This is a genomic window from Rhodococcus sp. RD6.2, assembly GCF_001040705.1.
Lineage (GTDB): Bacteria > Actinomycetota > Actinomycetes > Mycobacteriales > Mycobacteriaceae > Rhodococcus_G.
In genome coordinates this window covers 91,331-117,097 of record NZ_CVQP01000008.1, presented here as the reverse complement: position 1 = coordinate 117,097, position 25,767 = coordinate 91,331, and the positions used below count along the sequence as shown (strand labels likewise).

Sequence of the window (25,767 nt, the reverse complement as noted above, 5' to 3'; positions counted from 1 at the left end):
CGTCCGAATCGGTCGGCTGAGCGCCTCCGCCGGCGCGAGGGCGGGGCGCGCGACGCTGCAAACGTTGCGATACTCGATGTCGAGTGGATTCCCCGGTCCCGGATGGGAGTGCGATGGCTCTGCCCGCGATCCTCAGCGTCGACGACGATCCGAACGTCTCCCGCGCCATCGTGCGCGACCTGCGGCGTCGGTACGGGGAGTCGTACCGGATCGTCCGCGCGCAGTCGGGGGCCGACGCGCTGGACGCGCTCAAGGAGATGAAGTTGCGGGGCGATCCAGTCGCTGTGCTGCTCGCCGACTTCCGGATGCCGGGCATGAGCGGCATCGAATTCCTCGAACAGGGCATGGACCTGTATCCCGCCGCGAAGCGCGTGCTGCTCACCGCGTACGCCGACACCAACGCGGCGATCGACGCCATCAACGTCGTCGACCTCGACCACTATCTGCTCAAACCGTGGGATCCGCCGGAGGAGAAGCTGTATCCGGTCCTCGATGCGTTGCTCGAGGCGTGGGCGACGTCGGACTCCCGGCCCGTCACCGAAATTCGGATCATCGGACACCGGTGGTCCGCGCGGTCGTCGGAGGTGCGGGAGTTCTTGGCGCGTAACCAGTGTCCGTATCGGTGGTACATGTCGGACGAGCCGGAGGGGCAGCGGTTGTTGGAGGCCGCGGGCGCCGACGGCATGCGGTTGCCGGTGGTGATCACCAGCGACGGCCGGGCGTTGGTGGAGCCGACCGATTCGGAACTGGCGGACCGCGTCGGTCTGTCCACGACACCCTGTGCCGACTTCTACGACCTCGTCGTCATCGGCGGCGGCCCGGCCGGGCTCGGCGCGGCCGTGTACGGCGCATCGGAGGGGCTGCGCACCGTCCTCATCGAGCGCACCGCCACGGGCGGGCAGGCCGGACAGAGTTCGCGGATCGAGAACTATCTCGGATTCCCGGACGGGCTGTCGGGAGGCCAGCTCGCCGACCGCGCCAGGCGCCAGGCTGCGAAGTTCGGCGCCGAGATCGTGACCACCCGCGAGGTCGTGGCACTCGAGGTGAACGGGTCCGCGCGGACCGTGCGGTTCGCCGACGGCGCCACCCTCGACGCGCACACCGTCATCCTCGCGACCGGGGTGTCCTACCGGCAGTTGCCGGTGCCGGGGATCGACGACTTCACCGGCCGCGGCGTGTTCTACGGCTCCGCGGTCACCGAGGCGGCGCGGTGCGCGGACCAGGACGTGTACATCGTCGGCGGGGCGAACTCCGCGGGCCAGGCGGCGGTCTATCTGGCGAGGAGTGCCCGCTCGGTCACGATCGTGGTGCGCGCGAAATCCCTCGACGCGTCCATGTCGCACTACCTGATCCAGCAGATCGCCCGGAACCCGCGCATCGTCGTCCGCGCCTGCTCGGAGGTGATCGGAGCGGACGGCGACGACCACCTGTCGCGGATCATGCTGCGCGACAACGTCACCGGAGCGGTCGACACCGTCGATGCGCCCTGGCTGTTCCTGTTCATCGGTGCCGCGCCCCGCACCGACTGGCTCGACGGCGTCGTCGTCCGCGACGACGCCGGATACGTCGTGGCCGGTCCCGACCTCGTCGTGGACGGGCGTCGGCCACACGGCTGGGATCTCGACCGGCCACCTCAGCACCTGGAAACGAGTGTCCCGGGGGTGTTCGCGGCCGGAGACGTACGGGCTGATTCGGCGAAACGAGTGGCGTCCGCGGTCGGTGAAGGCGCGATGGCCGTCATGCTGGTGCACCGCTACCTGGACCGGCAATGAGCGGCGGCGCGGTGCCGGTCTGCTCGCCGGACCTGCTGCGGACACTGTTCCTCTTCGAGAAACTCGACGACGACCAGTTGGACGAGTTGTGCCGGGTGGGGCGGATCGAGACGGTGGAACCCGGTCCGGTGTACCGGGAGGGGGAGCCCGCCACCTGCTTCTACGTCCTGCTCGACGGCACGGTGGTCCTGACGGTGCTGTCGGGTACGCGTGAGGTGGAGATGTCACGCACCTCGCACCGCGGGTCCTACGCGGGCGCATGGACCGCGTACATGGGTGACCGGGTTCCGCAGGTCTACAGCGGATCGATGATGGTGCCGGAGGGCGCCACGTTCTTCGTTCTCGACGCCGGGGACTTCGCGCGCCTGATGGCCGACTGGTTCCCGATGGCACTGCACCTGCTGGAGGGGCTGTTCTTCGGCAATCGCAACGCACGGGAAATCCTCGACCAGCGCGAACGCCTGCTGGCCCTCGGATCACTGTCGGCGGGCCTGACACACGAGCTGAACAATCCCGCGGCGGCCGCCGTCCGGGCCACCTCCGAACTCCGGGACCGGGTCGTGAAGATGCGGCACAAGCTGGGGCTGATCGCGTCCGGTGCCTACGACCCCGCGGTGCTTCACCTGCTCATCGGCATCCAGGAGGACGCGGTGGGGGTCGTCGCGAGCGCGCCGACACTGAGTCCGCTGGAGGAATCCGACCGCGAGGACGAACTCGGTGCGTGGCTCGAGAACCACGGCATCGCGGGCGCGTGGACCCTCGCGCCGACGTTCGTGCAGGCGGGGTTGGACGTCGCCTGGCTCGAGCGGGTCGCGTCGACCGTCGACCCGGAGATTCTCGCCAGTGCAGTCGGGTGGCTCGCGCACACCATCGAGACCGAACTGCTGATGAACGAGATCACCGAGTCCACCTCCAGGATCACCAACCTCGTCGGTGCCGCGAAACAGTATTCGCAGCTCGACCGGGCCCCCGTGCAGGTCTCCGACGTGCACGATCTGCTCGACAGCACACTCGTGATGCTCAGCGGAAAGATCGGCACGGGCGTCGAGGTGGTGAAGGACTACGACCGGACGTTGCCGCCGATCCCGGTACACGCAGCCGAACTCAACCAGGTGTGGACCAACCTCGTCGACAACGCCGTCGGGGCAATGGATGGCCGCGGAACGCTCACCGTCCGCACCCGGCCAGACGGCGACCGCCTCGCCGTTGTCATCGAGGACACCGGGCCGGGCATCCCCGACGACCTGCGCGGCCGCATCTTCGAGCCGTTCTTCACGACCAAACCGGTCGGGGAGGGGACGGGCCTCGGTCTCGACATCTCGTGGCGGATCGTCGACCGGCACGGGGGCGACATTCGCGTCGAATCACGCCCTGGGAAAACCGAATTCGTGGTCCGTGTCCCGCTCACCGCACCGGAGGGAGAAGAACATGACTGACATCGAGGGCATCGCGCCGGACGTGCCGCCGAGCGGACCGGGTTGCGTCGATTGCGACGCCGCGCAGGGGTGGTGGGTGCACCTGCGTCGCTGCGCCGAGTGCGGGCACATCGGGTGCTGCGATTCGTCGCCCGCGCAGCACGCGTCGGCGCACGCCGCCGCGACCGGTCACCCGTTCGTACAGAGCTACGAGCCGGGCGAGGACTGGTTCTGGAACTACCGGACCGAGCGGATGTACGAGGGACCGGAACTCGCCGAGCCCCGGCACCACCCACTGAATCAGCCCGCGCCGGGACCGGAGGGCCGGGTACCGCTGGACTGGCGCGACCACGTTCACTGAGGGCTGTCGGCGGCGCCCAGGGTGATGCGATCGACGCGATGACCGTCGAGTGCGGCGACGGTCAGGCTGACACCGCCCACGGTGACGGCGTCACCGACCCGGGGGACGTGTTGCAGTCGGTGCATGACGAATCCACCGACGGTGTCGAACGGGCCGGGAGGCAGTGCGATGCCCGTCTGCTTCTCGAAGTCGTCGGCGAGAAGTAGGCCGTCGACGGTGTCCGGTCGTGAGGTCGACGAGTCGGATTCGGTGGCGTCGTCGAACTCGTCGCCGATCTCGCCGACGAGTTCCTCGACGATGTCCTCGAGCGTCACGATGCCCGCGGAACCGCCGTACTCGTCGATCACCAGAACCAGTTGGACGTTCTCGCGGCGCATCTCCGCCAGCGCTGACAGTGCCCGCTTGCTGCCGGGAAACTGCACCAGCGGGCGGCACAGGTCGGCCACCACCGCGTCACCGTCCGCCCGGAACAGGTCCCGCAGGTGTACGAACCCCAGGACGGCGTCGAGTGAACCACCGACCACGACGGGAAGGCGACTGTGCCCGAGCTCGATCGCGCGATCCCGGGCCTGCCGAACGGTGCTGTCCGCTTCCAGGTGATCCACCTCGGTTCGCGGGCGCATCACCTCCGTCAGCGTGCGGTTCCCGGCGTCGAACACCTCCGACAGCACCTTTCGCTGCTCGGCGGGGAGCGCGTCGTGTCCGATCAGCAGTTCCCGTAGCTCCTCGGGGGTGACGGCCTCGGCGGTCCGGGACGGGTCGCCGCCGAGGAGCCGGACCACCGCGTCGGTCGAGACGGACAGCAGCCAGATCACCGGACGCATCAGCACCGCGAACCGGTCGAGCGGCGGGCCGGTGGCCCGGGCGACGCCGGTCGAGCGTTGGAGCGCAATCCTCTTGGGCACCAGCTCGCCCAGAACCAGTGAGAGATAGGCGACGACGAGCGTCGTGCCGATCAACGCCAGGACGTCGGCGGTGTCGCTCGAGAGCCCCCACCCGCGGAGGGTGGGGGCGATGTCGGGCGCGATCGCCGATGCGCCGTACGCGGCGGAGAAGAAGCCGGCGACCGTGACCCCGATCTGGACCGCGGACAGGAACCGATTGGGGTTCCTGGCGAGGTCCGCGGTTCGGGCGCCGCGCCTGCCTCGCTGCGACAGCGCCCGGATCTGGCTCTCCCGCAACGACACCAGAGCGATCTCCGTCGCCGCGAACACGCCCCCGACGAGGATGAACAGCAGGACCAGCCCGACGTTGAGTGCCGTGTCGGTGTTCACGGGACGGACCCTGACCGCGTGCGGCGGACGGCTCTCACGTCACCGTCCATGATCCCTCCTTCGTCGTACTCGACGGACCGGGGTCCGGTCAGTCTAGGAAGTCGGCAGCAGTCGCGCGAGGACGTCCGCGAGGGTGATGAGTCCGACGAGCGTTCCGTCGTCGCTGCGCACGATCGCGATGTGACTGCGCGTGTCCCGCATCGTCGCCAGCGCCGCGTACACCGGTGTCCCCGTCGCCAAGCCGAGGACTGGGCGCATCAGGTCGCGTGCCCGCACGTCCGACGCCGTGCCCAGACTGTCGCGGACATGCACCACCCCGAGCACGTCGCCCGCGTCGCGAACGAGCAGTCGAAGGTGGCCACGCCGATCGGCGGTCGCCCGGATCACCTCGACGGTCGCGTCGGCGGAGACGCTGCTCGGTTCGGTGTTCGGCCGGACGATGTCACCGACGGTGAGCGAGTCGAGTTCGAGCGCCCCCGTGAGATGCCCGTGGTAGCGCTCGTCGAGGGTGCCGACCGTCGCGGAGTGCTCCACGAGATGCCGCAGCGCCGCCGGGTCCTGCCCGGACGCAACCTGGTCGACGGGCTGCACACCGACCTTCACCAGGCACCAGTTCGCCAGCCTGTTCAGGCTCACGATGAGTGGGCGGGTCAGCCACATGAACCCGCGCATCGGAATCGCGAGCAGCGTCGCCGACCTCTCGGGGTGGGCGATGGCCCACGACTTCGGTGCCATCTCGCCGACGACCAGGTGCAGGAACGTCACCATCAGCAGGGCCAGTACGAAACCGGCGACGTCGGCGAGCCACTGTGGCGCACCCCAGTGCGAGAACATCGGTGTGAGCCAGTGGTGGACAGCGGGTTTCGTGACCGCACCCAGTGCCAGGGTGCAGACGGTGATGCCGAGCTGCGAGCCGGCGAGCAGGACGGACAGTTCGGACGCACTGCGCAGCGCGGCTCGTGCCGACCGGCTGCTCGGTGCCGCGTCCTCCAATCGGTGCCTGCGCGCGGCGATGAGCGCGAACTCGACGGCGACGAAGAACGCGCTGGCCGCGATGAGCACGACGGTGACGGCGACGACGATCCAGGGGTTACTCATCGCCCTGCCCCTTCACATCTTCTGCGACGGTGACGAACAGTGACGACGGGACGTGTTTGTCGACGCCCCGCACCTCGACGTGCAGCGACTCCGGTGGTGGTGGTTCATTCGCGATGAGGTCCGCGGGATCGGTCGGCAACGCGATCGTCACGGTGTCGCCGACGGCGGGCAGCCCGCCGAACCGCGCGATCACCAGACCGGCGAGTGTCTCGTAGTCGTCGTCCTCCGGCAGGTCCCGGTCGAGAATGCGTCCCACCTCGTCGACGTGGACCGCGCCCGGGATCAGCCAGCCGCCGCCGACGGCCTCGACGTCGGTCGCCTCGCGATCCGGGTCGTGTTCGTCGGCGATCTCGCCGATCAGTTCCTCGGCCATGTCCTCGATCGTGACGGCGCCCGCGAAGCCGCCGTATTCGTCGATGACCAGCGCCATTTCGTCCTTCGCGGACGTCAACCGGGACAGGACGTCCGGCAGCGGGAGCGTGGTCGGAACGAGCACCGCGGGGCGCGCGTGATCCGCGGCGGTGCCCGTCGGGGGTGCACCCAGCAGGTCGTGCAGGTGGACGACGCCGACCAGGTCGTCGCTCGAGGCGCCGACGACGGGATAGCGGGTGTGACCGGAGCCCATCCGCGCGATCACGTCGGAGGCGGGTTCGTCGGCGCGGACCACATCGACCCGGGAACGCGGGACCATCGCGTGTTCGGCTGTGCGCGTGGGGAAGTCGAGGATGCGGTCGAGCAGTGCGGACAGCTCGCGGGGGAGCTCGCCGGTGTTTCGGGACTCGGCGACGATGTGTTCGAGGTCGCGGACGGTTGCCGAGTGCTCGACATCGTGGACGGGTTCGATCCGCAGCGCCCGCAGCAGGAGGTTCGAGGACGCGTCGAACAGTGTGATCAGCCAGCCGAACAGGGTGAGGTACAGCGTCGTCGACAAGGCGAGGCGGCCCGCGACGAGCTCGGGGCGGGCGATCGCGAGGTTCTTCGGGAACAACTCGCCGAACACCATCTGGACGACGGTGGACAGCAGTACGGCCGCGATCGCGCCGATGCCGACCCCGACAGGGGTGGGGATCCCGACGCCGCCGAGGAGTTCCCCGAGTCCGCGGCCGATCAGCGGCTCGGCGACGTAGCCGACCAGCAGGCCGGTGACGGTGATGCCGAGCTGCGCGCCGGACAGCATGAAGGAGGTGCGGCGGGTGACGGCGAGTGCGCGTGCGGCGGCGGGGTCACCGGCTTCGGCACGCGCGGTGAGGCGGGACCGGTCGACGGCCATGAAGGCGAATTCCTGGGCGACGAAGTAGCCGGTCACGGCGGTGATGAGCAGGACGACCGCCACGCCGAAGAGGATCGTGAGGACAGTGATCACGGTCGCGCCTCCGGGAGGGTCGCGGCACCGTGGGGTGTGCGGGGCGGTACGGGTCTTCGAGGTTTGCGCCGTGCGCTCTTCATGAACTCTCTCTGTGTGGGTTCAGACGGGTACCCGTCGAGAATAGGGCAAATCGCCCATCGCGTGATGTGCGCATTCGTCCAAGGTTCACGCCGATCGGTGGCGCACACTCGACTGCATGCACACCTGGGAAGACGTCGTCGCCGCCGCGAGCGGGTTGCCGGAGGTCGCGGAATCCACCTGGTACCGCACCCCGGCGCTGAAGGTGGCGGGCAAGGGCTTCGTCCGTCTGCGCAGCGATGCCGACGGTGGTCTCGTGGTGTGCTGCGGCCTCGACGAGAAGGAGGCCCTGCTGTCATCGGGCGACCGCGCGTTCTACACGACGCCGCACTACGACGGGTACGGGGCGATCCTCGTCGATCTCGACGCCGTCGACCACGACCAGTTGGTGGAACTGGTCACCGAGGCGTGGTGCCGCACTGCGCCGAAGCGACTGCTCGCAGGACGCCCCGGCGACGGCGACTAAGCTCGTCGGCGTGGCTCACCCGATGATCGCACCGTCCATCCTGTCCGCCGATTTCGCTCGACTCGCCGACGAAGCCGCCGCCGTCGCCGGTTCCGACTGGCTCCACGTCGACGTGATGGACGCGCATTTCGTGCCGAACCTCACCCTCGGCCTGCCGATCGTGCAGTCGCTGCTCAAGGCCACCGACATTCCCCTCGACTGCCACCTGATGATCGACAACCCGGGCCGGTGGGCACCGCCCTACGCCGAGGCAGGTGCACACAACGTCACCTTCCACGCCGAGGCCACCGACGATCCGGTCGCCGTCGCCCGCGACATTCGCGCCGCGGGCGCGAAGGCGGGCCTGTCGGTCAAGCCCGGAACCCCGATCGAGCCCTACCTGGAGATCCTCAAGGAGTTCGACACGCTGCTCGTGATGAGCGTCGAACCCGGCTTCGGTGGACAGTCCTTCATCCCCGACGTGCTCGGCAAGGCCCGCGCCGTCCGCAAGCTCGTCGACTCCGGTGAGCTGACGCTCCTCGTCGAGATCGACGGCGGCATCAACACCGACACAGTCGAGGCCGCAGCCGAAGCGGGCGTCGACTGCTTCGTTGCCGGCTCCGCGGTCTACGGCGCGGCCGATCCCGCCGAGGCGGTGCGCAAGCTCCGCGCCCAGGCGGCGTCGGCGTCGCCGCATCTGACACTGGCCGTCTAGTCGTGCCGGGCAGTGCGCACCGCCGCGAGGATGCCGCCGAGCAGGACCTCGCCGCGGTTGCCATCGCGAACGACGCCGCCGAACGCGTGCGAGGCACAACCAGCCCGAATCCGCCCGTGGGTGCTGTGATTCTCGACACGGATGGACTGATCGCGGGGGTCGGCGCGACCAGTCCCGTCGGGGGGCCGCACGCCGAGGTGATGGCGCTCGGCGTCGCGGGGGACCGCGCTCGTGGCGGCACCGCCGTCGTCACCCTCGAACCGTGCAACCACACCGGCCGCACGGGCCCGTGCACGGCCGCACTGATCGAGGCGGGCATCGAGCGCGTCGTCTACGCCGTCACCGACCCCAACCCGCAGGCCGCGGGAGGCGCCGACACACTGCGGGCCGCCGGGGTCGACGTGCTCGGCGGTGTGGGCGCAGACCTCGTCGAACGCACGTCGCTGCGGGCGTGGTTGCACCGTCAGCGGACCGGCCGGGCCCATGTGACCTGGAAGTTCGCCGCGAGCCTCGACGGCCGCAGTGCCGCGGCCGACGGCACCAGCCAGTGGATCACCGGTCCGGAGGCGCGTGCTCTCGTCCACCTCGAACGCGCGAAACTCGATGCGATCGTCGTCGGCACCGGGACCGTCCTCGCCGACGATCCGTGGCTGACGGCCCGCGAACCCGACGGCTCCCTCGCCGACCGGCAACCGCTGCGCGTCGTCGTCGGGGAACGCGAGATTCCGCGGTCGTCGCGGGTGCTCGACGATGCCGCCGAAACGCTGGTCCTGCGGACCCGCGACCCGCATGAGGTGCTTGCCGCGCTCGCCGACCGGCCCGACGTCCTGCTCGAAGGTGGGCCGCATCTGGCCGGCGCGTTCCTGGAGGCGGGATTGATCGACCGCGTCCACGCGTTCCTCTCACCGGTACTGCTCGGTGCGGGCGCCGCAGCCGTGGAGGATGCTGGAGTCGGCACCATCGCGCAGGCGCTGCGGTTCACGCGGGAGTCCGTCGACGCCGTCGGCCCCGATCTGCTGCTCACGCTGCTGCCGCAACGTTCGGACCGCACATGAATCACGCCGCCACACCCCGGACCAACTCACGAGGAGAGAACGACACAGTGTTCACCGGCATCGTCGAAGAACTGGGCGAGATCGTCGCCAAGGAGGACCTGGCCGACGCGGCCCGCTTCACCGTCCGCGGCCCGCTCGTCACGTCCGACGCCGGCCACGGCGACTCGATCGCCGTCAACGGCGTCTGCCTGACGGTTGTCGACGTCCTCGACGGTGACAGCTTCACCGCCGACGTGATGGCCGAGACGCTGAATCGCTCGAGCCTCGGCAACCTCGCCGTCGGCAGCAGGGTGAACCTCGAACGCGCCGCCGCACTGAACAGCCGCCTCGGCGGCCACCTCGTGCAGGGCCACGTCGACGGGACCGGCACGATCATCAGCCGCTCCCCGTCCGAGAACTGGGAGGTCGTGCGGATCTCCCTGCCCGCGTCGATCTCGCGGTATGTGGTGGAGAAGGGGTCGATCACGGTCGACGGCGTCTCGCTGACCGTGTCCGCACTCGGCGGCGATGCCGATCAGGAATGGTTCGAGATCTCCCTGATCCCGACCACCCTCGCTCTGACGGTTCTCGGGACCGCCACCCCGGGAACGCTCGTCAACCTGGAGGTCGACGTGATCGCCAAGTACGTCGAGCGGTTGCAGGCAGCTGGTAACCAGGACACGTGACGGCCTCACACGGATGGGGTCGTACTGTTGAGGTGCATCCGACGGCGCTCGCCCGGTGGTGCACGGAGCAATCGATGAGTGATGGAGCGCAGGACGTGACCAGGTTCGACAGTATCGAGCGCGCAGTCGCCGATATCGCCGCAGGCAAGGCCGTTGTCGTTGTCGACGACGAGGATCGCGAGAACGAAGGCGACCTCATCTTCGCCGCCGAGAAGGCTACGCCGGAACTCGTGGCCTTCATGGTCCGCTACACCTCCGGCTACCTGTGCGTGCCGCTCGACGGCGACGACTGCGATCGTCTGGGCCTGCCCCCGATGTACTCGTCGAACCAGGACAAGCACGGCACCGCCTACACGGTCACCGTCGACGCGAAGGAAGGCATCGGCACCGGCATCTCGGCGTCCGACCGCGCCGCGACGATGCGTCTGCTGGCGGACCCGAGCACCGGCGCCTCCGACTTCACCCGCCCCGGGCACGTCGTCCCGTTGCGCGCCAAGGAGGGCGGCGTGCTGCGTCGTCCCGGGCACACCGAGGCCGCCGTCGACCTCGCCCGCATGGCCGATCTGCGCCCCGCAGGCGTGATCTGCGAGATCGTCAGCCAGAAGGACGAGGGCCACATGGCCCAGACCGACGAGCTGCGCGTCTTCGCCGACGACCACAACCTCGCGATGATCTCCATCGCGGACCTCATCGCGTGGCGGCGCAAGCACGAGAAGCACGTCGTGCGGATCGCGGAGGCCCGCATCCCGACGCCGCACGGCGACTTCCGGGCGGTCGGCTACCAGAGCATCTACGACGAGGTCGAGCACGTGGCCCTCGTCAAGGGCGACATCGCGGGCCCGGACGGTGACGGCTCCGACGTCCTCGTCCGGGTGCACTCCGAGTGCTTGACCGGTGACGTGTTCGGGTCGCTGCGCTGCGACTGCGGCCCGCAGCTCGACGCCGCGCTGGAGATGGTCGCGGCCGAGGGTCGCGGCGTCGTCCTCTACATGCGTGGTCACGAGGGTCGCGGCATCGGCCTCATGCACAAGCTGCAGGCCTACCAGCTGCAGGACGCCGGGTCCGACACCGTCGACGCCAACCTCGAGCTGGGTCTGCCCGCCGACGCCCGCGATTACGGCATCGGCGCGCAGATCCTCGTCGACCTCGGCATCACCTCGATGCGTCTGCTCACCAACAACCCCGCGAAGCGGGTCGGTCTCGACGGCTACGGTCTGCAGATCCTCGAGCGAGTGGCGATGCCGTTGCGTGCCAACGCCGAGAACCTGACCTACCTGCGGACGAAGCGGGACCGCATGGGCCACGACCTCGCCGGTCTCGACGAGTACGAGAAGGGCGGTGCGGTGTGAGCGGCGAGGGACTGCCCGAACTGCAGCTCGGGCAGGCGAAGGACCTGAGCCTCGCCATCGTCGCCGGATCCTGGCACCCCGAGATCTCGGAGGCGCTGATCGCCGGGGCGAAGCGGGTCGCCCGGCAGGCGCAGATCGAGGACGTGAGGTTGGTCCGCGTCGCAGGCGCCATCGAGCTGCCCGTCGTCGCTCAGCAGCTCGCCCGGATGCACGACGCCGTCGTCGCGCTCGGCGTGGTCATCCGCGGTGGCACCCCGCACTTCGAGTACGTGTGCGACGCCGTCACCTACGGCCTGACCCGCGTCTCCCTCGACGAGGGCACCCCCGTTGCCAACGGGGTGCTCACCACCGATACCGAGCAGCAGGCGCGGGACCGGGCCGGGTTGCCCGATTCCGTCGAGGACAAGGGTGGTCAGGCGTGCGCCGCCGCCATCGACACCGCCGTGACGCTGAAGAACCTCCGCGAGCAGGCGGGACAGTGACGATGAGCGACTGGGAACTCGAGGTACGACCCCGCAAGACCGCGCGCTACGCCTACGGTGTCGCCGTTCTCTGCGTGCTGATCTTCCTCGTCCTCGGCGTGCTGCTGCGGACGACGGCGACGGGTGTGTACTTCCGGCTGGTGGATCAGCTCGCGATGATCGGCATCGGGATGATGCTGGCCGGTGGTGTCCTGCTGCTGGCGCGACCCCGACTGCGGGTGAGCCGTGACGGGGTGTGGGTGCGCAACGCCTTCGGTGAGCGTCGAGTCGACTGGGACCTCGTGGAAGGCCTGTCGTTCCCCGACGGCGCCGCCTGGGCCCGCATCGAACTCCCCGACGACGAGTACATCCCCGTCATGGCGATCCAGTCCAACGATCGTGAGCACGCCGTGTCCGCGGTGCAGTCGTTCCGGCGTCTCGCCGAGAAGTACGCGCCCGCGAACAATGCGAGCTGACGGGCACGTCGGAGCCCGCGACTAGTCTGGATTTCGTGCCAGATCCCGCCACCTATCGCCCCGCCACCGGAACCATTCCGACGGCGCCCGGCGTCTACAAGTTCCGCGATCCCCACGGCAGGGTCGTCTACGTCGGCAAGGCGAAGAACCTGCGCAGCAGGCTGAACTCCTACTTCGCCGATGTCGCGTCGCTGCATCCGCGGACGCGTCAGATGGTGACGACGGCGGGCAGCGTCGAGTGGACTGTCGTCGGGACCGAGGTCGAGGCACTCCAGCTCGAGTACAACTGGATCAAGGAGTTCGACCCCCGGTTCAACGTCCGGTACCGCGACGACAAGACGTACCCGGTGCTCGCGGTGACTCTGGGCGAGGAGTTTCCGCGGCTGTTCGTCTACCGCGGTCCGCGGCGCAAGGGGGTCCGGTACTTCGGCCCGTACTCGCACGCGTGGGCGATCCGCGAAACCCTCGACCTGCTGCTGCGGGTGTTTCCGACACGGACGTGTTCCACCGGAGTGTTCAAGCGGCACAACCAGATCGGCAGGCCCTGTCTGCTCGGCTACATCGACAAGTGCTCGGCGCCCTGCGTCGGGCGGGTCAGCGCCGACGAGCACCGCGCCATCGTCGAGGATTTCTGCGACTTCCTCGCCGGCCGAACGGACAAGCTCGTCCGGGAACTCGAGATCCGGATGCAGCAGGCGTCCGACGACCTGGACTTCGAGACCGCGGCACGCCTGCGGGACGACCTCGGGGCACTGCGGAAGGCGTTGGAGAAGCAGGCCGTCGTCCTCGGCGACGGAACCGACGCCGACGTCGTCGACTTCGCCGCCGACGAACTGGAAATGTCCGTGCAGGTCTTCCACGTGCGGGGCGGGCGAGTCCGCGGCCAACGCGGATGGGTCGTCGAACTGTCCGGGGACCAGGACACCAAGGAACTCGTCGAGGAGTTCCTCACCCAGTTCTACGGCGAGCAGGCGGCCCTGACCGACCAGCCCGGACTGCAGGCCGACAAGGCGACGGCGGTGCCGCGGGAGGTGCTGGTCCCGGTGCTGCCCCGCAACGCCGACGAGATGCAGAACTGGCTCAGCGGGCTGCGCGGCTCGGCGGTGTCCCTGCGGGTACCTCAGCGCGGAGACAAGAAGGCGCTCGCCGAGACCGTCGAACGCAACGCGAAAGAGGCACTGGCCCAGCACAAACTGAAGCGGGCAGGCGACCTGACGTCCAGGTCGGCAGCGCTGCAGGGCATCCAGGACGCCCTTGAACTCGACGAGGCGCCGTTGCGGATCGAATGCGTCGACATCAGTCACGTACAGGGCACCGATGTCGTCGCATCGCTCGTGGTGTTCGAGGACGGGTTGCCCCGCAAGTCCGACTACCGGCACTACGCGATCAGAGAGGCTGCGGGAGACGGCAGGTCCGACGACGTCGCATCCATCGCGGAGGTGACGCGGCGCAGGTTCCTGCGCCACGCGCAGGACGTCCGAGGCGGTACCGACGACGCCGCCGAAGCGGGGTCGGGTGGCGATCTCGCTCCCGAAGCGGCCCTCGATCCGACCACCGGCCGCCCGCGTCGCTTCGCGTACCCGCCGAACCTGTACGTCGTCGACGGCGGAAAGCCGCAGGTCACCGCGGCGGCCGCGGTACTCGACGAACTCGGCATCACCGACGTCGCCGTCGTCGGTCTCGCCAAGCGGCTCGAAGAGGTGTGGGTCCCCGGTGAAGACGATCCGGTGATCCTGCCTCGTACCAGCGACTCGCTGTACCTGCTGCAACGAGTCCGCGACGAGGCACACCGGTTCGCGATCACCTTCCACCGCAGCAAACGGTCCCGCCGGATGACCGCGTCGGCACTCGACTCCGTCAAGGGGCTCGGCGAGCGGCGACGCACGGCACTCGTCACCCACTTCGGTTCGGTCGCCCGGCTCAAGGACGCCACCGTCGAGGAGATCACCGCCGTGCCCGGCGTCGGCGTGGCGACGGCTCGGGCCGTCCTCGCCGCCCTGAACGGGGAATCCGAGGTGACGCGCGGGGAAACCCCGGCTGAGGAAACCGATGATCGGGCCCTCGTAGGGGATGATGAGTCGGGGTCCGCCGACGTCGGGCCCGCAGCGGTGGAGGCCGGTGTCGTGAAGTCTGAGAGGGCGGGTGTCGAGTGACCGAACACGTGACCGAACGGCCGGACATCGACGTCGCCCTGGTGACCGGGCTCTCCGGCGCGGGACTGAGTACCGCCGCGAAGGTGCTCGAGGACATGGGCTGGTACGTCGCGGACAACCTGCCACCCGAACTGATCACGCGCATGGTGGACCTCGGGCGGTCACCGTCGTCGCGGATCCCGAAGCTCGCCGTGGTGATCGACGTGCGCAGTCGGCGATTCACGGGCGAACTGGCAGCGGTGGTGAAGGAAGTCGCGGCGAGCGCGACCCGAACCCGCGTGTTGTTCCTCGAGGCGAGCGATCCGGTGCTGGTGCGGCGGTTCGAGAACAACCGGCGCAGCCATCCGCTGCAGAGCGAGGGCAGCGACGGAACCCTCAGCGAAGGGATCGCGTCCGAGCGGGCGCGGCTCGCGCCCGTCCGCGCCGACGCCGATCTCGTGATCGACACCTCGTCGCTGTCGGTGCACGAACTGCGTCATCGCGTGGAGGCCGCGTTCGGTGGCGGCCAGGTACCGTCCGTCGCCGTCACCGTCCAGTCCTTCGGCTTCAAGTACGGGCTGCCGATGGACGCGGATCTGGTGTGCGACGTACGGTTTCTGCCGAACCCGCACTGGATCCCCGAGCTGCGCGAACACACCGGACGTGAGCTTCCGGTCCGCGACTACGTGCTCGGGCAGGACGGCGCCCAGGACTATCTCGACACCTATCACCACATCGTCGATCTCACCACCACCGGTTACCGCAGGGAGGGCAAGCGCTACATGACGATCGCGGTCGGATGCACCGGCGGCAAGCACCGCAGCGTCGCGATGACGGAGGCGCTCGCGTCCCGACTCGCCGCAGACTCGGGCATCACCGTCAAGGTGGTTCACCGCGATCTGGGTCGCGAATGACGCAGGGCTCGCAGGACACAGCTCCGGGTCCGGCGATCGTCGCGCTCGGAGGCGGGCACGGCCTGTACGCGACGCTCCGCGCGGCCCGGCGCCTCAGCAGCGACGTCACCGCAGTGGTGACGGTCGCGGACGACGGTGGTTCGTCGGGGCGCCTTCGTTCCGAACTCGGGCTCATCCCGCCCGGCGACCTGCGCATGGCGCTGGCGGCCCTGGCCTCCGAGGACCCCGACGTCGCGACGTGGACCGAGACGCTGCAGCACCGTTTCGGCGGAACGGGAGCACTCGCGGGCCACTCGGTCGGCAACCTGATCATCGCCGGGCTGACCGAGGTGCTCGGCGACACCGTCAGTGCGCTCGACGAGGTGGCCCGGCTCCTCCGCGTCGAGGGCAGGGTCCTGCCGATGTCGCCGATCCCGCTGGCGATCGAGGCGGACGTCGTCGGCCTCGAGTCCGATCCGCGGGTCAGCCGCACGATCCGGGGACAGGTGGCGGTCGCGACGACCCCGGGGCAGGTGCGGCGGGTGCGGTTGCTTCCGCCCGACCCTCCCGCGACACCCTCGGCGGTCGAGGCCATCGAGCGGGCCGACCTGGTGCTCCTCGGCCCCGGGTCCTGGTTCACGAGTGTCATTCCGCACGTCGTCGTACCCGACATGGCCGCGGCACTGCGCGAGACCCAGGCCCGTAAGGCCCTGATCCTCAACCTCGCCCCCGAACCGGGCGAGACCGCCGGATTCTCGGCCGAACGGCACCTGCACGTCCTTGCCCAACACGCGCCGGATCTGCGGGTCGACGACATTCTCGTCGACTCGCACTCGGTGCCCGAGGGCAGCGAGCGCGACCACCTGTGCCGCGCCGCGGCCCGCCTCGGTGCCAACGTCGGCTACGCCGACGTCGCGCGCCACGGGACCGCGACACACCATCCGGGCAAGGTGGCCGCGGCGCTCGATCAGATCCTGTCTACTGCACTGTTGCGGGGGCACTGCGAACCGCACGCGACACATACGGGAAGGGAGTCCACTTCGTGGCAATGACAGCGGAGGTCAAGGACGAGCTGAGTCGGCTCGTGGTGACCCAGGTGTCCGCACGTCGGGCGGAGGTGTCGTCGCTGCTCCGGTTCGCGGGTGGACTGCACATCGTCGCCGGACGAGTCGTCGTGGAGGCGGAGGTCGACCTCGGGTCGACAGCCCGCCGCCTGCGCGGCGAGATTCACGACCTCTACGGGTACGGCGCAGATGTACACGTCCTCGGAGCGGGCGGTCTGCGCAAGAGTGCGCGCTACATCGTGCGGGTGAGCAAGGACGGCGAGGCCCTCGCCCGCCAGACCGGGCTCCTCGACCTGCGGGGCCGGCCGGTCCGCGGTCTTCCCGCGCAGGTCGTCGGTGGCAGCGTCGTCGACTCGGAGGCCGCGTGGCGCGGCGCGTTCCTCGCGCACGGGTCGCTGACGGAGCCCGGGCGATCCTCCGCGCTGGAGATCAGTTGCCCCGGCCCGGAGGCCGCGCTCGCGCTGGTCGGTGCGGCGCGGCGACTGGGTGTCGCGGCGAAGGCTCGTGAGGTCCGGGGTGCCGACCGCGTCGTGGTGCGCGACGGCGAGGCCATCGGCGCGCTGCTCACCCGCATGGGTGCGCAGGACACGCGATTGACCTGGGAGGAACGCCGGATGCGCCGTGAGGTGCGGGCCACGGCGAACCGGCTGGCGAACTTCGACGACGCCAACCTGCGACGATCCGCACGGGCCGCTGTCGCGGCGGCGGCGCGGGTGGAGCGGGCCCTGGACATCCTCGGCGAGGACGTCCCCGATCATCTCGCGGCCGCGGGCAGCCTGCGGGTGCAACATCGGCAGGCCTCGCTGGAGGAACTCGGCCAACTGGCAGATCCTCCGATGACGAAGGATGCTGTAGCGGGACGCATCCGGCGCCTGTTGTCCATGGCGGATCGCAAGGCCAAGGAGACCGGGATTCCGGACACCGAGTCCGCAGTGACCGCGGAGCTGCTCGACGAGGCGTAGCGAGGCGGAGCCGACCCTCGGGTGCCGAGGAGCAGTGCATCGGATCCAGGCGTCGACTGGGACATCACACGAGAACTGCCAGACGGGAGTACACAGTGACAATCCGGGTAGGCGTGAACGGCTTCGGCCGAATCGGACGCAATCTGTTCAGGGCGGTCGACGCACAGAGGGCGCTCGGCACCACGGACATCGAGATCGTGGCGGTCAACGATCTGACCGACAATGCAACCCTCGCTCACCTGCTGAAGTACGACTCGATTCTCGGTCGTCTGCCGTACGACGTCTCACTCGAAGGCGACGACACGATCGTCGTCGGCGACCGGAAGATGAAGGCCATGTCGCTGCGCGAGGGCCCGTCGGCGTTGCCGTGGGGTGACCTGGGCGTCGACGTGGTCGTCGAGTCCACCGGCATCTTCACCGACGCCGCCAAGGCGAAGGGGCACCTGGACGCAGGCGCCAAGAAGGTCGTCATCTCCGCGCCCGCGAAGGGCGAGGACATCACCATCGTGATGGGTGTCAACGACGGCGCGTACGACGGCAGCCAGAACATCATCTCCAACGCGTCCTGCACGACGAACTGCCTCGGCCCGGTGGCCAAGGTGCTCGACGACGAGTTCGGCATCGTCCGGGGCCTGATGACCACGGTCCACGCCTACACACAGGACCAGAACCTGCAGGACGGCCCGCACCGGGATCTCCGTCGCGCCCGCGCCGCCGCCCTCAACGTCGTCCCGACCAGTACCGGCGCCGCGAAGGCCATCGGGCTGGTGCTTCCTCAGCTGGCCGGCAAGCTCGACGGCTACGCACTGCGTGTGCCGATCCCGACCGGATCGGCCACCGACCTCACCGTGAACCTGCAGAAGCCGGCGTCGGTCCAGGAGATCAACGCCGCCATGAAGGCCGCCGCGGAGGGGCCGCTGAAGGGCATCCTGAAGTACACCGAGGACCAGATCGTATCCTCGGACATTGTCACCGACCCCCACTCGTCGATCTTCGACGCCGGTCTGACGAAGGTCATCGACGACCAGGTCAAGATCGTCGCCTGGTACGACAACGAGTGGGGCTACTCGAACCGTCTCGTCGACCTCATCGGTCTCGTTGGAAAGGCTCTTTGATCACTGTGGCAGTCAAGACTCTGAAGGACCTGCTGGACGAGGGGGTCGCGGGCCGCGCCGTGCTGGTGCGCTCCGACCTCAACGTCCCGCTGGACGGTGCCACCATCACCGATCCGGGTCGCATCCTGGCCTCGGCGCCGACCATCTCGGCGCTCGCCGAGGCAGGCGCGAAGGTCATCGTGATGGCGCACCTGGGCCGCCCGAAGGGCGAACCGGATCCGGCGCTGTCGCTGGCGCCGGTCGCCGCGAAGCTCGGCGAGGTGCTCGGCCGTAACGTCCAGCTCGCCGGCGACGTCGTGGGACAGGACGCGCTCGCCAGGTCCGAGGGGCTCACCGACGGTGACGTGCTGCTGCTCGAGAACATCCGCTTCGATCCCCGCGAGACCAGCAAGGACGACGCCGATCGCCTCGCCCTGGCGAAGGCGCTCGTCGAGCTGACCGACATGAACGGTGCGTTCGTGTCCGACGGGTTCGGTGTCGTGCACCGCAAGCAGGCATCGGTCTACGACGTCGCGACGCTGCTGCCGCACTACGCGGGCACGCTCGTCGCGGCCGAGGTCGAGGTCCTGCAGAAGCTCACGCAGGAGTCCGAGCGGCCGTACGCGGTCGTGCTCGGCGGGTCGAAGGTCTCCGACAAGCTCGCCGTGATCGAGGCGCTGGCCGACAAGGCCGACACCCTCGTCATCGGTGGTGGCATGTACTACACCTTCCTTGCCGCGCAGGGTGTTTCGGTGGGCAACTCGCTGTGCGAGGAGTCGATGATCGACACCTGCAAGGCGCTCCTCGAGCGGTACGCGGACGTCATCCACATCCCGCAGGACGTGGTGATCGCCGATTCCTTCTCCGCCGACGCGGAGGCGAAGACGGTGTCCGTGCTCGAGATCCCGGACGGCTGGATGGGCCTGGACATCGGCCCGGAGTCCGTGGAGCGCTTCGCGGCGATCCTGTCGAACTCCAAGACCGTGTTCTGGAACGGGCCGATGGGTGTGTTCGAGTTCGAGAAGTTCGCGGCGGGCACCAAGGGTGTCGCCGAGGCGATCATCGAAGCCACCGGCAAGGGCGCGTTCAGCGTCGTCGGCGGCGGCGACTCGGCTGCCGCGGTGCGTCAGCTCGGACTCCCGGAGGACGGCTTCTCGCACATCTCCACCGGTGGCGGCGCGTCGCTCGAGTACCTCGAGGGCAAGTCCCTGCCCGGTCTGGAGGTACTCGATGGCGCGTAAGCCGTTGATCGCAGGCAACTGGAAGATGAACCTCAACCACCTCGAGGCCATCGCCCTGGTGCAGAAGATCGCCTTCTCGTTGCCGGAGAAGTACTTCGACAAGGTCGACGTGACGGTGATCCCGCCGTTCACCGACATTCGCAGCGTGCAGACGATCGTCGAGGGCGACAAGCTCCTGCTCACGTACGGCGCGCAGGACGTCTCCCAGCACAAGTCCGGTGCCTACACCGGCGAGGTGAGCGGTGCGATGCTCGCCAAGCTCGGCTGCACCTACGTCATCGTCGGGCACTCGGAGCGTCGCCAGTACCACGGTGAGACCGACGCGATCGTGCTCGCCAAGACCAAGGCGGCGCTGGCGAACGGCGTGACGCCGATCGTGTGCATCGGTGAGGGGCTGAACGTCCGTGAGGCGGGCGACCACGTCGCCTTCAACGTCGCGCAGCTCAAGGGTTCACTCGCCGGGCTGTCGGCGGACGAGATCGGCAAGGTCGTCGTCGCGTACGAGCCCGTGTGGGCCATCGGAACCGGCAAGGTGGCCTCGGCCGCCGACGCGCAGGAGGTGTGCGCCGCGGTGCGTGCCACGCTCGCAGAACTGGCGTCGGCCGCGGTCGCGGCGGACGTGCGGGTGCTGTACGGCGGATCGATGAACGCCAAGAATGTCGGCGAGCTCGTCGCTCAGCCCGACGTCGACGGCGGTCTGGTCGGCGGAGCGTCGCTCAAGGCCGACGAGTTCGCGACGCTGTCCGCGATCGCGGCCGGGGGACCCCTGCCCTGATCCTTCGGATCGAACGAGTACGCGTTGGGCGCGTGCACCTCTCGAGGCGCACGCGCCCAACGGCGTTTCCGGGGGTGCGCTGATTCCTATCCGGTCGCGTCGAGCCCGAGCTGCCTCAGGCGCGCGTCGAATGCCTCTGCGCGCGCGGTGTTCTCGTAGAAGTCCTCCTGCTCGACAATTCGTCCCCACTTGGTGCGAACCTGCAGGATCGTCCTGTTCCGATGCCGGACCGCGCCGTTGGGGGCGATCACGTGGGTGGTGAAGCGGACGAGGGTCGTCATCCGCCACGGTGGGCCACCGAAATACGCTGCGCCGATCTCGCCCCGCAGACGCGAAGCGACGAAGGTCCGCAGGAACTCCTCGATTGCGTCCCGGCCGACATACACACCGGACCAGCGGTGGTCGAGCTCGCCGGATCGCAGGACGGCGTCGTGGCGGTAGGCGCTCAGAAGTGGGCGATGATCACCTGCGTTGAGTGCGGCGACGTCCCGCGTGAACCTGTGCAGCAGTACCCGGAGCAGGACGTAGCGGCCGGTGAATGCTGTTGTCGCACCGGCGGCGAACCAGGCTCTCATCGCCATAGTGTGCAGGATGCCGGCTCGATCCGTCTCTCCACCTCCGCAATGCCCCGTGGTCGACGCGTCTCCGAGGTCGGGTGAAGCCTCGAACCGGGCACTCGAGGTGGTTACGCTGGACCGCACACGATCCGGAGGTGGACATTGTGAAGGTGGAGGAGAACCCGATCGTCCAGAAGATCGGCGTGCAGGTGTTGAAGGTGCACCAGTGGGTGTACGAGCGCACCGGCGGCAGGATCGGGCACCACATCCTCGGCGTGCCCTGCCTACTGCTCGACACCGTGGGCGCGAAGACCGGGCAGGCTCGCGTCAGCAGTCTCACCTACGTCCGTGACGGTGAGGACTATGTCGTCGTGGCGTCCAAAGGCGGTGCCCCGCAGTCGCCGGGGTGGTACTTCAACCTGAAGGCGCAGCCGGAGGCGTCGATTCGAGTCGGTACCACGAGGATCCCCGTCACCGCCCGGTTGCTGGGGCCCGACGACCCGGACTACGCGCGGCTGTTCGCCGCCGCCGATGCCAACAACGGTGGGCGCTACTCCGGGTACCAGCGGCATACGGCGCGCCCGATCCCGGTCGTGGTGCTCACGCCGCGGTGACGGGCTGGGTTGCTCGGGCCTAGTGCGTGAGGAAGTCGCGCTGGAAGATGCCCATCCGGGTGGCGTCGCGGTACTTGCCCGCGGCGAAGAACTCCTCGCGCAGAACGCCTTCGACGGTGAACCCGACCTTCTCGTAGATGTGCACGGCGGCATGGTTCTCGGTGTCGACGATGAGGTGCACCTTGTGCAGGTTCAGTACCCCGAACGCGTGCGCGAGGACTTTCCGCGTCGCGATTCCGGCGTACCCCTTGCCCTGATTGCCTGGCGCCACGATGATCTGGAACTCGCAGTTCCGGTGGATGTAGTCGATCTCCACGAGTTCGACCAGACCGACCGCGGTGCCCTCCGCTTCGATCACGAACCGCCGTTCCCGTTCGTCGTGGATGTGCCGTTCGTAGAGCTGCGTCAGCTCGGCGAGGGATTCGTACGGTTCCTCGAACCAGTACCGCATCACCTGGGAGTCGTTGAACAGTCGATGCACGAACGGCAGGTCGTCGCGTTCGAGTGGACGCAGGGTCACCGTCGTCGAGGTGTCGGCCATGGAATCGAGCCTATCGCTGCTGATGCTCGGATTTCCCCCGCGACACCGTTCGATACATTAATGTATCGAACATGCCGAGGAGTCGAGCGAACACCCGGGAGCGGCTTCTCGCCGCAGCGCTCGACGTGTTCGCCGAGGAGGGGTTCGGGCGCTCGACCGTCGAACAGGTCTGTGAGCGAGCAGGATTCACCCGCGGTGCGTTCTACTCGAACTTCGACTCGCTCGACGAGCTGTTCCTCGCGATGTGGGAGCAGCGTTCGCAGGCGATGCTCGCCGGGATACGCGAGGCCGTCACCGTCGCCGAGGCCGGTGTGGACACGGAATCGTTCGATCTCGAGGACGCCGCCGCGCGGATCGTCGCCGCGATCCCCGTCGAGGACCGGTGGTACCGGATCACGGCCGAGTTCACCGCCCATGCACTGCGCAATCCCGATCTCAGGTCGGTGATGGCCGCGCGCGAGGCGTCGATCCAGTCGACGATCCTGCCGATCGTCGATGCCGCGCTGGCCCGCGCGGGCAGGCGCATCACCGACCCCGAGGCGCTCGGCCGCGCGCTCGTCGCGGTTCACGACGGAACATCCGTCCAGGTCCTGATGGAACCCGACGACCGCGGGATCGCCCGAGCGCGTACCGACCTGTTCGTCCATGTCGTCCGCAGTTACAGCGAGAACAAGTGAGGTGCAGATGTCCGAGACAGCCGATGTCATCGTCGTCGGGGGCGGGCTCGCCGGCCTGGTCGCCACGTACGAACTGACCCGGGCGGGGAAGTCCGTCGTGGTCGTGGATCAGGAGAACGAAGCCAACCTCGGTGGACAGGCGTTCTGGTCGCTCGGCGGCCTGTTCTTCGTGGACAGCCCCGAACAGCGCCGGATGGGCATCAAGGATTCCCTCGAACTCGCGATGCAGGACTGGATGGGCAGCGCCGGTTTCGATCGTGACCGCGAGGACCACTGGCCGCGGCAGTGGGCCGAGGCCTACGTCAACTTCGCGGCCGGCGACAAGCGGTCCTACCTGCACGACCTCGGCCTTCGCGTGATGCCGAACGTCGGGTGGGCCGAACGCGGCGGCGGACTGGCCACCGGGCACGGCAACTCCGTGCCCCGCTTCCACATCACCTGGGGCACGGGCCCCGAGGTCGTTCGAGTGTTCCGGGAACCGGTGCTCGAGGCCGCCGCTCGCGGACTGGTCACCTTCCGGCACCGGCACCAGGTCGACGAGCTGATCGTCGAGAACGGCGCAGCTGTCGGCGTCCGCGGCACCGTTCTCGCGCCGTCCCACGAACCGCGGGGCGTCGAGTCCACGAGGGAAGCGGCGGGACAGTTCGAGTTGCGTGCCCAGGCGGTCGTCGTCACCTCCGGCGGTATCGGCGGCAACTTCGAACTGGTGAAGGAGAACTGGCCGACCGAACGACTCGGACGGGCACCGGAACGGATGATCACCGGCGTCCCGGCACACGTCGACGGCCGGATGCTGGGGATCACCGAGTCGGCGGGCGGCAACATCGTCAACCGAGATCGCATGTGGCACTACACCGAGGGCATCGTCAACTGGGATCCGATCTGGCCCAACCACGCGATCCGCATCATCCCCGGCCCGTCGTCGATGTGGCTGGACGCGACGGGTACACGTATGCCCGTCCCGCTGTTCCCCGGCTACGACACCCTCGCGACGCTCAAGCACATCGTCGGCACCGGCCACGACCACACGTGGTTCATCCTCACGCAATCGATCATCGAGAAGGAGTTCGCGCTCTCGGGCTCCGAGCAGAATCCGGACATGACCGGCAAGGACCTCAAACTCCTGCTCGGCCGCATCAAGAAGGGTGCGCCCGGTCCCGTCGAGGCGTTCAAACAGCACGGCGAGGACTTCGTGGTCCGCGACAACCTGCGCGACCTCGTCGACGGCATGAACGCCATCAACCCGGGGCCGCCGCTCGACTTCGAGCAGGTCGAACGGGAGGTCGTCGCCCGCGACCGGGAGATCGAGAACACGTACACCAAGGACATGCAGATCATGGCCGTCCGCAACGCCCGCACCTACGCGGTCGACAAGGTGATCCGCGTCGCCAAGCCGCACAAGCTGCAGGACCCGGCGCACGGTCCGATGATCGCGGTCCGGTTGAACCTGCTCACCCGCAAGACGCTCGGTGGACTGGAAACCAACCTCGATTCGCAGGTGATCCGCCCCGACGGCACCGCATTCGACGGGCTCTACGCGGCAGGCGAGGTCGCAGGCTTCGGTGGTGGCGGTGTGCACGGCTACAACGCCCTCGAAGGCACCTTCCTCGGCGGTTGCATCTTCTCGGGGCGCAGCGCCGGCCGGGCGCTGGCCCGCAGGCTGTAGGGCAGCCGCCCGTGCGTGGTCTCACCCCGAGGGTCGAGACCACGCACGGGCGTGAAGTGCTACCCGAGCAGCTTCGCCTTCAACTTGCCGATGGTCTCGGGGGACAGGCCGAGCCCCTCGGTCAGGTACTTGTCCATCGAGCCGTAGGTGGTGTCCACCTGGTCGAGGCCCGCCTGCAGGAAGCTCGCCTGCACGGACACCAGCGGGATGTAGTTGAGGTAGGCGTCACCGAACGCGCGCTTGATTCCTTCGGTGTTCTTCGCGATCGAGTCCTTCGCGTACTCGTTGGTGAGCAGGTAGTCCTCCATGATCGTGCTGTCGGATGCGCCGGCAAGGCTCAGCAACAGCGCGGTGGTCCAGCCGGTGCGATCCTTGCCTGCGGTGCAGTGGAAGACCTGGGCGCCGTCGGTGTTCGCCATTGCGGTGAGGAGTTCGGCGAACTTCGCGCGCTCGACCTCACCGGTGACGAACGACCGGTTCATGTCCTCCATCATCGTGACGGCGTCCTCGGGGGCCTTGATCTTGCCGAGCATCTCGTTGATGTTGCCGGACAGGATCGGAATCCGCTTGTACACGACGCCGGCGGGCAGCACATTCTGCTTCTGCGCGACCTCGTCGTCGGTGCGCAGGTCGTACACCGTGGACAGGTTCAGCCCGGCGAGGGTCGCGAGATCCGCCTCGTTGGGGACGATCGCGTTCGCTCGGTAGAACACGCCCTTGTTCACGTGCCTGCCGTGGGTGCCCACGTAGCCGGCGCCGGTGCCTGCGACGTCGCGGAAGTTGTCGACGCTCGTGAGTCGGGGGGCGTCCGGGGCGACGGGCGCGGAGCTGCCGAGCGAGGCGGAGCCGGAGTCCAGCAGCGCGGCTACCGGTGCAGGGAGTCCGGTTTCCGCCTGTGCGACGCCACCGATGCTCGTGAGTAGCGCCACCCCGGCGGCGACGAGGACTCCGACAGCTCTGGAACGATGTGACATGGGCAATCTCTTCCGATCGACTGGTGGTGGAGGTGCGTACGCGTCGG

At 68.7% G+C, this 25,767-nt stretch carries 26 protein-coding genes; 20 read left to right on the top strand and 6 right to left on the bottom strand.

Features of this window, described 5'->3' with window-relative positions:
• The first annotated feature begins 113 nt into the window (after nucleotides 1-113).
• Genes RHCRD62_RS17285 through RHCRD62_RS17275 form a run of 3 tightly spaced genes read left to right on the top strand, consistent with a single transcriptional unit; the run spans nucleotide 114 to nucleotide 3,548 of the window.
• A complete protein-coding gene (locus RHCRD62_RS17285) occupies nucleotides 114-1,772 on the top strand; it encodes an NAD(P)/FAD-dependent oxidoreductase (protein ID WP_050065991.1) in 1,659 nt (552 codons plus the stop codon).
• The gene (locus RHCRD62_RS17280) at nucleotides 1,769-3,208 is read left to right on the top strand and encodes an ATP-binding protein (protein WP_050065990.1); all 1,440 of its coding nucleotides are present in this window, start codon (nucleotides 1,769-1,771) and stop codon (nucleotides 3,206-3,208) included. Before RHCRD62_RS17285 ends, RHCRD62_RS17280 begins: the two co-directional genes overlap by 4 nt.
• Nucleotides 3,201-3,548 (top strand): UBP-type zinc finger domain-containing protein, encoded by a 348-nt coding sequence (locus RHCRD62_RS17275; protein ID WP_050065989.1) that lies wholly within the window; start codon nucleotides 3,201-3,203, stop codon nucleotides 3,546-3,548. Before RHCRD62_RS17280 ends, RHCRD62_RS17275 begins: the two co-directional genes overlap by 8 nt.
• Here RHCRD62_RS17275 and RHCRD62_RS17270 read toward each other — a convergent pair.
• From RHCRD62_RS17270 to RHCRD62_RS17260, 3 genes are all read right to left on the bottom strand, one after another.
• Nucleotides 3,542-4,822, bottom strand: coding sequence for a hemolysin family protein (locus RHCRD62_RS17270; protein WP_050065988.1), 1,281 nt, complete (start codon nucleotides 4,820-4,822; stop codon nucleotides 3,542-3,544). The two genes, RHCRD62_RS17275 and RHCRD62_RS17270, sit on opposite strands and share 7 nt — an antisense overlap.
• A gap of 93 nt (nucleotides 4,823-4,915) precedes the next feature.
• Nucleotides 4,916-5,920: a hemolysin family protein gene (locus RHCRD62_RS17265; RefSeq protein ID WP_050065987.1), complete on the bottom strand. Its 1,005-nt coding sequence runs from the start codon at nucleotides 5,918-5,920 to the stop codon at nucleotides 4,916-4,918.
• Nucleotides 5,913-7,283 carry a hemolysin family protein gene (locus tag RHCRD62_RS17260; protein ID WP_050065986.1) on the bottom strand — a complete coding sequence of 457 codons (1,371 nt, stop codon included), beginning with the start codon at nucleotides 7,281-7,283 and terminating at the stop codon, nucleotides 5,913-5,915. The genes RHCRD62_RS17265 and RHCRD62_RS17260 overlap by 8 nt, the downstream gene beginning before the upstream one ends.
• A gap of 199 nt (nucleotides 7,284-7,482) precedes the next feature.
• Between RHCRD62_RS17260 and RHCRD62_RS17255 the strand changes: the two genes are divergently transcribed.
• The 14 genes from RHCRD62_RS17255 (at nucleotide 7,483) to tpiA (ending at nucleotide 20,691) form a co-directional block, all read left to right on the top strand.
• Nucleotides 7,483-7,830, top strand: coding sequence for an MmcQ/YjbR family DNA-binding protein (locus RHCRD62_RS17255; protein ID WP_050065985.1), 348 nt, complete (start codon nucleotides 7,483-7,485; stop codon nucleotides 7,828-7,830).
• 10 nt (nucleotides 7,831-7,840) lie between these two features.
• Nucleotides 7,841-8,524, top strand: a complete 684-nt coding sequence (rpe, locus tag RHCRD62_RS17250; protein WP_050065984.1) for a ribulose-phosphate 3-epimerase — start codon at nucleotides 7,841-7,843, stop codon at nucleotides 8,522-8,524.
• Between the two features lie 2 nt (nucleotides 8,525-8,526).
• The gene (ribD, locus tag RHCRD62_RS17245) at nucleotides 8,527-9,579 is read left to right on the top strand and encodes a bifunctional diaminohydroxyphosphoribosylaminopyrimidine deaminase/5-amino-6-(5-phosphoribosylamino)uracil reductase RibD (RefSeq protein WP_050065983.1); all 1,053 of its coding nucleotides are present in this window, start codon (nucleotides 8,527-8,529) and stop codon (nucleotides 9,577-9,579) included.
• 47 nt (nucleotides 9,580-9,626) lie between these two features.
• Nucleotides 9,627-10,244, top strand: coding sequence for a riboflavin synthase (locus RHCRD62_RS17240; RefSeq protein ID WP_050065982.1), 618 nt, complete (start codon nucleotides 9,627-9,629; stop codon nucleotides 10,242-10,244).
• Between the two features lie 95 nt (nucleotides 10,245-10,339).
• The gene (locus RHCRD62_RS17235) at nucleotides 10,340-11,593 is read left to right on the top strand and encodes a bifunctional 3,4-dihydroxy-2-butanone-4-phosphate synthase/GTP cyclohydrolase II (protein WP_050065981.1); all 1,254 of its coding nucleotides are present in this window, start codon (nucleotides 10,340-10,342) and stop codon (nucleotides 11,591-11,593) included.
• Nucleotides 11,590-12,075 (top strand): 6,7-dimethyl-8-ribityllumazine synthase, encoded by a 486-nt coding sequence (gene ribH, locus RHCRD62_RS17230; protein ID WP_050065980.1) that lies wholly within the window; start codon nucleotides 11,590-11,592, stop codon nucleotides 12,073-12,075. The genes RHCRD62_RS17235 and ribH overlap by 4 nt, the downstream gene beginning before the upstream one ends.
• A 2-nt stretch (nucleotides 12,076-12,077) precedes the next feature.
• On the top strand, nucleotides 12,078-12,530 hold the full coding sequence (locus RHCRD62_RS17225; protein ID WP_050065979.1) for a PH domain-containing protein: 453 nt from the start codon (nucleotides 12,078-12,080) through the stop codon (nucleotides 12,528-12,530).
• Between the two features lie 35 nt (nucleotides 12,531-12,565).
• On the top strand, nucleotides 12,566-14,683 hold the full coding sequence (gene uvrC / locus RHCRD62_RS17220; protein ID WP_050065978.1) for an excinuclease ABC subunit UvrC: 2,118 nt from the start codon (nucleotides 12,566-12,568) through the stop codon (nucleotides 14,681-14,683).
• A complete protein-coding gene (rapZ, locus tag RHCRD62_RS17215) occupies nucleotides 14,680-15,576 on the top strand; it encodes an RNase adapter RapZ (RefSeq protein WP_050065977.1) in 897 nt (298 codons plus the stop codon). The genes uvrC and rapZ overlap by 4 nt, the downstream gene beginning before the upstream one ends.
• Nucleotides 15,573-16,607, top strand: a complete 1,035-nt coding sequence (gene yvcK, locus RHCRD62_RS17210) for a gluconeogenesis factor YvcK family protein (RefSeq protein ID WP_050065976.1) — start codon at nucleotides 15,573-15,575, stop codon at nucleotides 16,605-16,607. The genes rapZ and yvcK overlap by 4 nt, the downstream gene beginning before the upstream one ends.
• Nucleotides 16,604-17,581, top strand: a complete 978-nt coding sequence (gene whiA, locus RHCRD62_RS17205) for a DNA-binding protein WhiA (RefSeq protein ID WP_172671098.1) — start codon at nucleotides 16,604-16,606, stop codon at nucleotides 17,579-17,581. The genes yvcK and whiA overlap by 4 nt, the downstream gene beginning before the upstream one ends.
• Nucleotides 17,582-17,676: 95 nt before the next feature.
• Nucleotides 17,677-18,696: a type I glyceraldehyde-3-phosphate dehydrogenase gene (gap, locus tag RHCRD62_RS17200; protein WP_050065974.1), complete on the top strand. Its 1,020-nt coding sequence runs from the start codon at nucleotides 17,677-17,679 to the stop codon at nucleotides 18,694-18,696.
• A gap of 5 nt (nucleotides 18,697-18,701) precedes the next feature.
• Nucleotides 18,702-19,916: a phosphoglycerate kinase gene (gene pgk, locus RHCRD62_RS17195; RefSeq protein ID WP_050065973.1), complete on the top strand. Its 1,215-nt coding sequence runs from the start codon at nucleotides 18,702-18,704 to the stop codon at nucleotides 19,914-19,916.
• Complete coding sequence (gene tpiA, locus RHCRD62_RS17190) at nucleotides 19,906-20,691, top strand: triose-phosphate isomerase (protein WP_050065972.1); 786 nt, start codon at nucleotides 19,906-19,908, stop codon at nucleotides 20,689-20,691. Before pgk ends, tpiA begins: the two co-directional genes overlap by 11 nt.
• Before the next feature lie 86 nt (nucleotides 20,692-20,777).
• Here the strand turns inward: tpiA and RHCRD62_RS26450 are convergent, their stop codons facing one another.
• On the bottom strand, nucleotides 20,778-21,266 hold the full coding sequence (locus tag RHCRD62_RS26450) for a nuclear transport factor 2-like protein (protein WP_253277361.1): 489 nt from the start codon (nucleotides 21,264-21,266) through the stop codon (nucleotides 20,778-20,780).
• A 146-nt stretch (nucleotides 21,267-21,412) separates the two neighbouring features.
• On the opposite strand from RHCRD62_RS26450, the gene RHCRD62_RS17180 reads away from it, so the two are divergent.
• Nucleotides 21,413-21,862, top strand: a complete 450-nt coding sequence (locus RHCRD62_RS17180) for a nitroreductase family deazaflavin-dependent oxidoreductase (protein ID WP_253277380.1) — start codon at nucleotides 21,413-21,415, stop codon at nucleotides 21,860-21,862.
• A 19-nt stretch (nucleotides 21,863-21,881) separates the two neighbouring features.
• Here the strand turns inward: RHCRD62_RS17180 and speG are convergent, their stop codons facing one another.
• Entirely contained in the window at nucleotides 21,882-22,403 is a 522-nt protein-coding gene (gene speG / locus RHCRD62_RS17175) for a spermidine N1-acetyltransferase (RefSeq protein ID WP_050065971.1), read from the bottom strand.
• A 71-nt stretch (nucleotides 22,404-22,474) separates the two neighbouring features.
• Between speG and RHCRD62_RS17170 the strand changes: the two genes are divergently transcribed.
• Entirely contained in the window at nucleotides 22,475-23,080 is a 606-nt protein-coding gene (locus RHCRD62_RS17170; protein WP_050065970.1) for a TetR/AcrR family transcriptional regulator, read from the top strand.
• A gap of 7 nt (nucleotides 23,081-23,087) precedes the next feature.
• On the top strand, nucleotides 23,088-24,746 hold the full coding sequence (locus RHCRD62_RS17165) for an FAD-binding dehydrogenase (protein WP_050066240.1): 1,659 nt from the start codon (nucleotides 23,088-23,090) through the stop codon (nucleotides 24,744-24,746).
• A 59-nt stretch (nucleotides 24,747-24,805) separates the two neighbouring features.
• Here the strand turns inward: RHCRD62_RS17165 and RHCRD62_RS17160 are convergent, their stop codons facing one another.
• Nucleotides 24,806-25,720 carry a tyrosine-protein phosphatase gene (locus RHCRD62_RS17160; protein WP_050065969.1) on the bottom strand — a complete coding sequence of 305 codons (915 nt, stop codon included), beginning with the start codon at nucleotides 25,718-25,720 and terminating at the stop codon, nucleotides 24,806-24,808.
• Nucleotides 25,721-25,767 lie beyond the last annotated feature (47 nt).

Excerpts from the sequence above, each read along its gene's own strand:
- RHCRD62_RS17285 (WP_050065991.1), top strand. The coding sequence starts at position 114 with ATGGCTCTGCCCGCGATCCTCAGCGTCGACGACGATCCGAACGTCTCC.
- RHCRD62_RS17280 (WP_050065990.1), top strand. The coding sequence starts at position 1,769 with ATGAGCGGCGGCGCGGTGCCGGTCTGCTCGCCGGACCTGCTGCGGACA.
- RHCRD62_RS17275 (WP_050065989.1), top strand. The coding sequence starts at position 3,201 with ATGACTGACATCGAGGGCATCGCGCCGGACGTGCCGCCGAGCGGACCG.
- RHCRD62_RS17265 (WP_050065987.1), bottom strand. The coding sequence starts at position 5,920 with ATGAGTAACCCCTGGATCGTCGTCGCCGTCACCGTCGTGCTCATCGCG.
- RHCRD62_RS17255 (WP_050065985.1), top strand. The coding sequence starts at position 7,483 with ATGCACACCTGGGAAGACGTCGTCGCCGCCGCGAGCGGGTTGCCGGAG.
- RHCRD62_RS17225 (WP_050065979.1), top strand. The coding sequence starts at position 12,078 with ATGAGCGACTGGGAACTCGAGGTACGACCCCGCAAGACCGCGCGCTAC.
- yvcK (WP_050065976.1), top strand. The coding sequence starts at position 15,573 with ATGACGCAGGGCTCGCAGGACACAGCTCCGGGTCCGGCGATCGTCGCG.
- whiA (WP_172671098.1), top strand. The coding sequence starts at position 16,604 with ATGACAGCGGAGGTCAAGGACGAGCTGAGTCGGCTCGTGGTGACCCAG.
- tpiA (WP_050065972.1), top strand. The coding sequence starts at position 19,906 with ATGGCGCGTAAGCCGTTGATCGCAGGCAACTGGAAGATGAACCTCAAC.
- RHCRD62_RS26450 (WP_253277361.1), bottom strand. The coding sequence starts at position 21,266 with ATGAGAGCCTGGTTCGCCGCCGGTGCGACAACAGCATTCACCGGCCGC.
- speG (WP_050065971.1), bottom strand. The coding sequence starts at position 22,403 with ATGGCCGACACCTCGACGACGGTGACCCTGCGTCCACTCGAACGCGAC.
- RHCRD62_RS17170 (WP_050065970.1), top strand. The coding sequence starts at position 22,475 with ATGCCGAGGAGTCGAGCGAACACCCGGGAGCGGCTTCTCGCCGCAGCG.
- RHCRD62_RS17165 (WP_050066240.1), top strand. The coding sequence starts at position 23,088 with ATGTCCGAGACAGCCGATGTCATCGTCGTCGGGGGCGGGCTCGCCGGC.
- RHCRD62_RS17160 (WP_050065969.1), bottom strand. The coding sequence starts at position 25,720 with ATGTCACATCGTTCCAGAGCTGTCGGAGTCCTCGTCGCCGCCGGGGTG.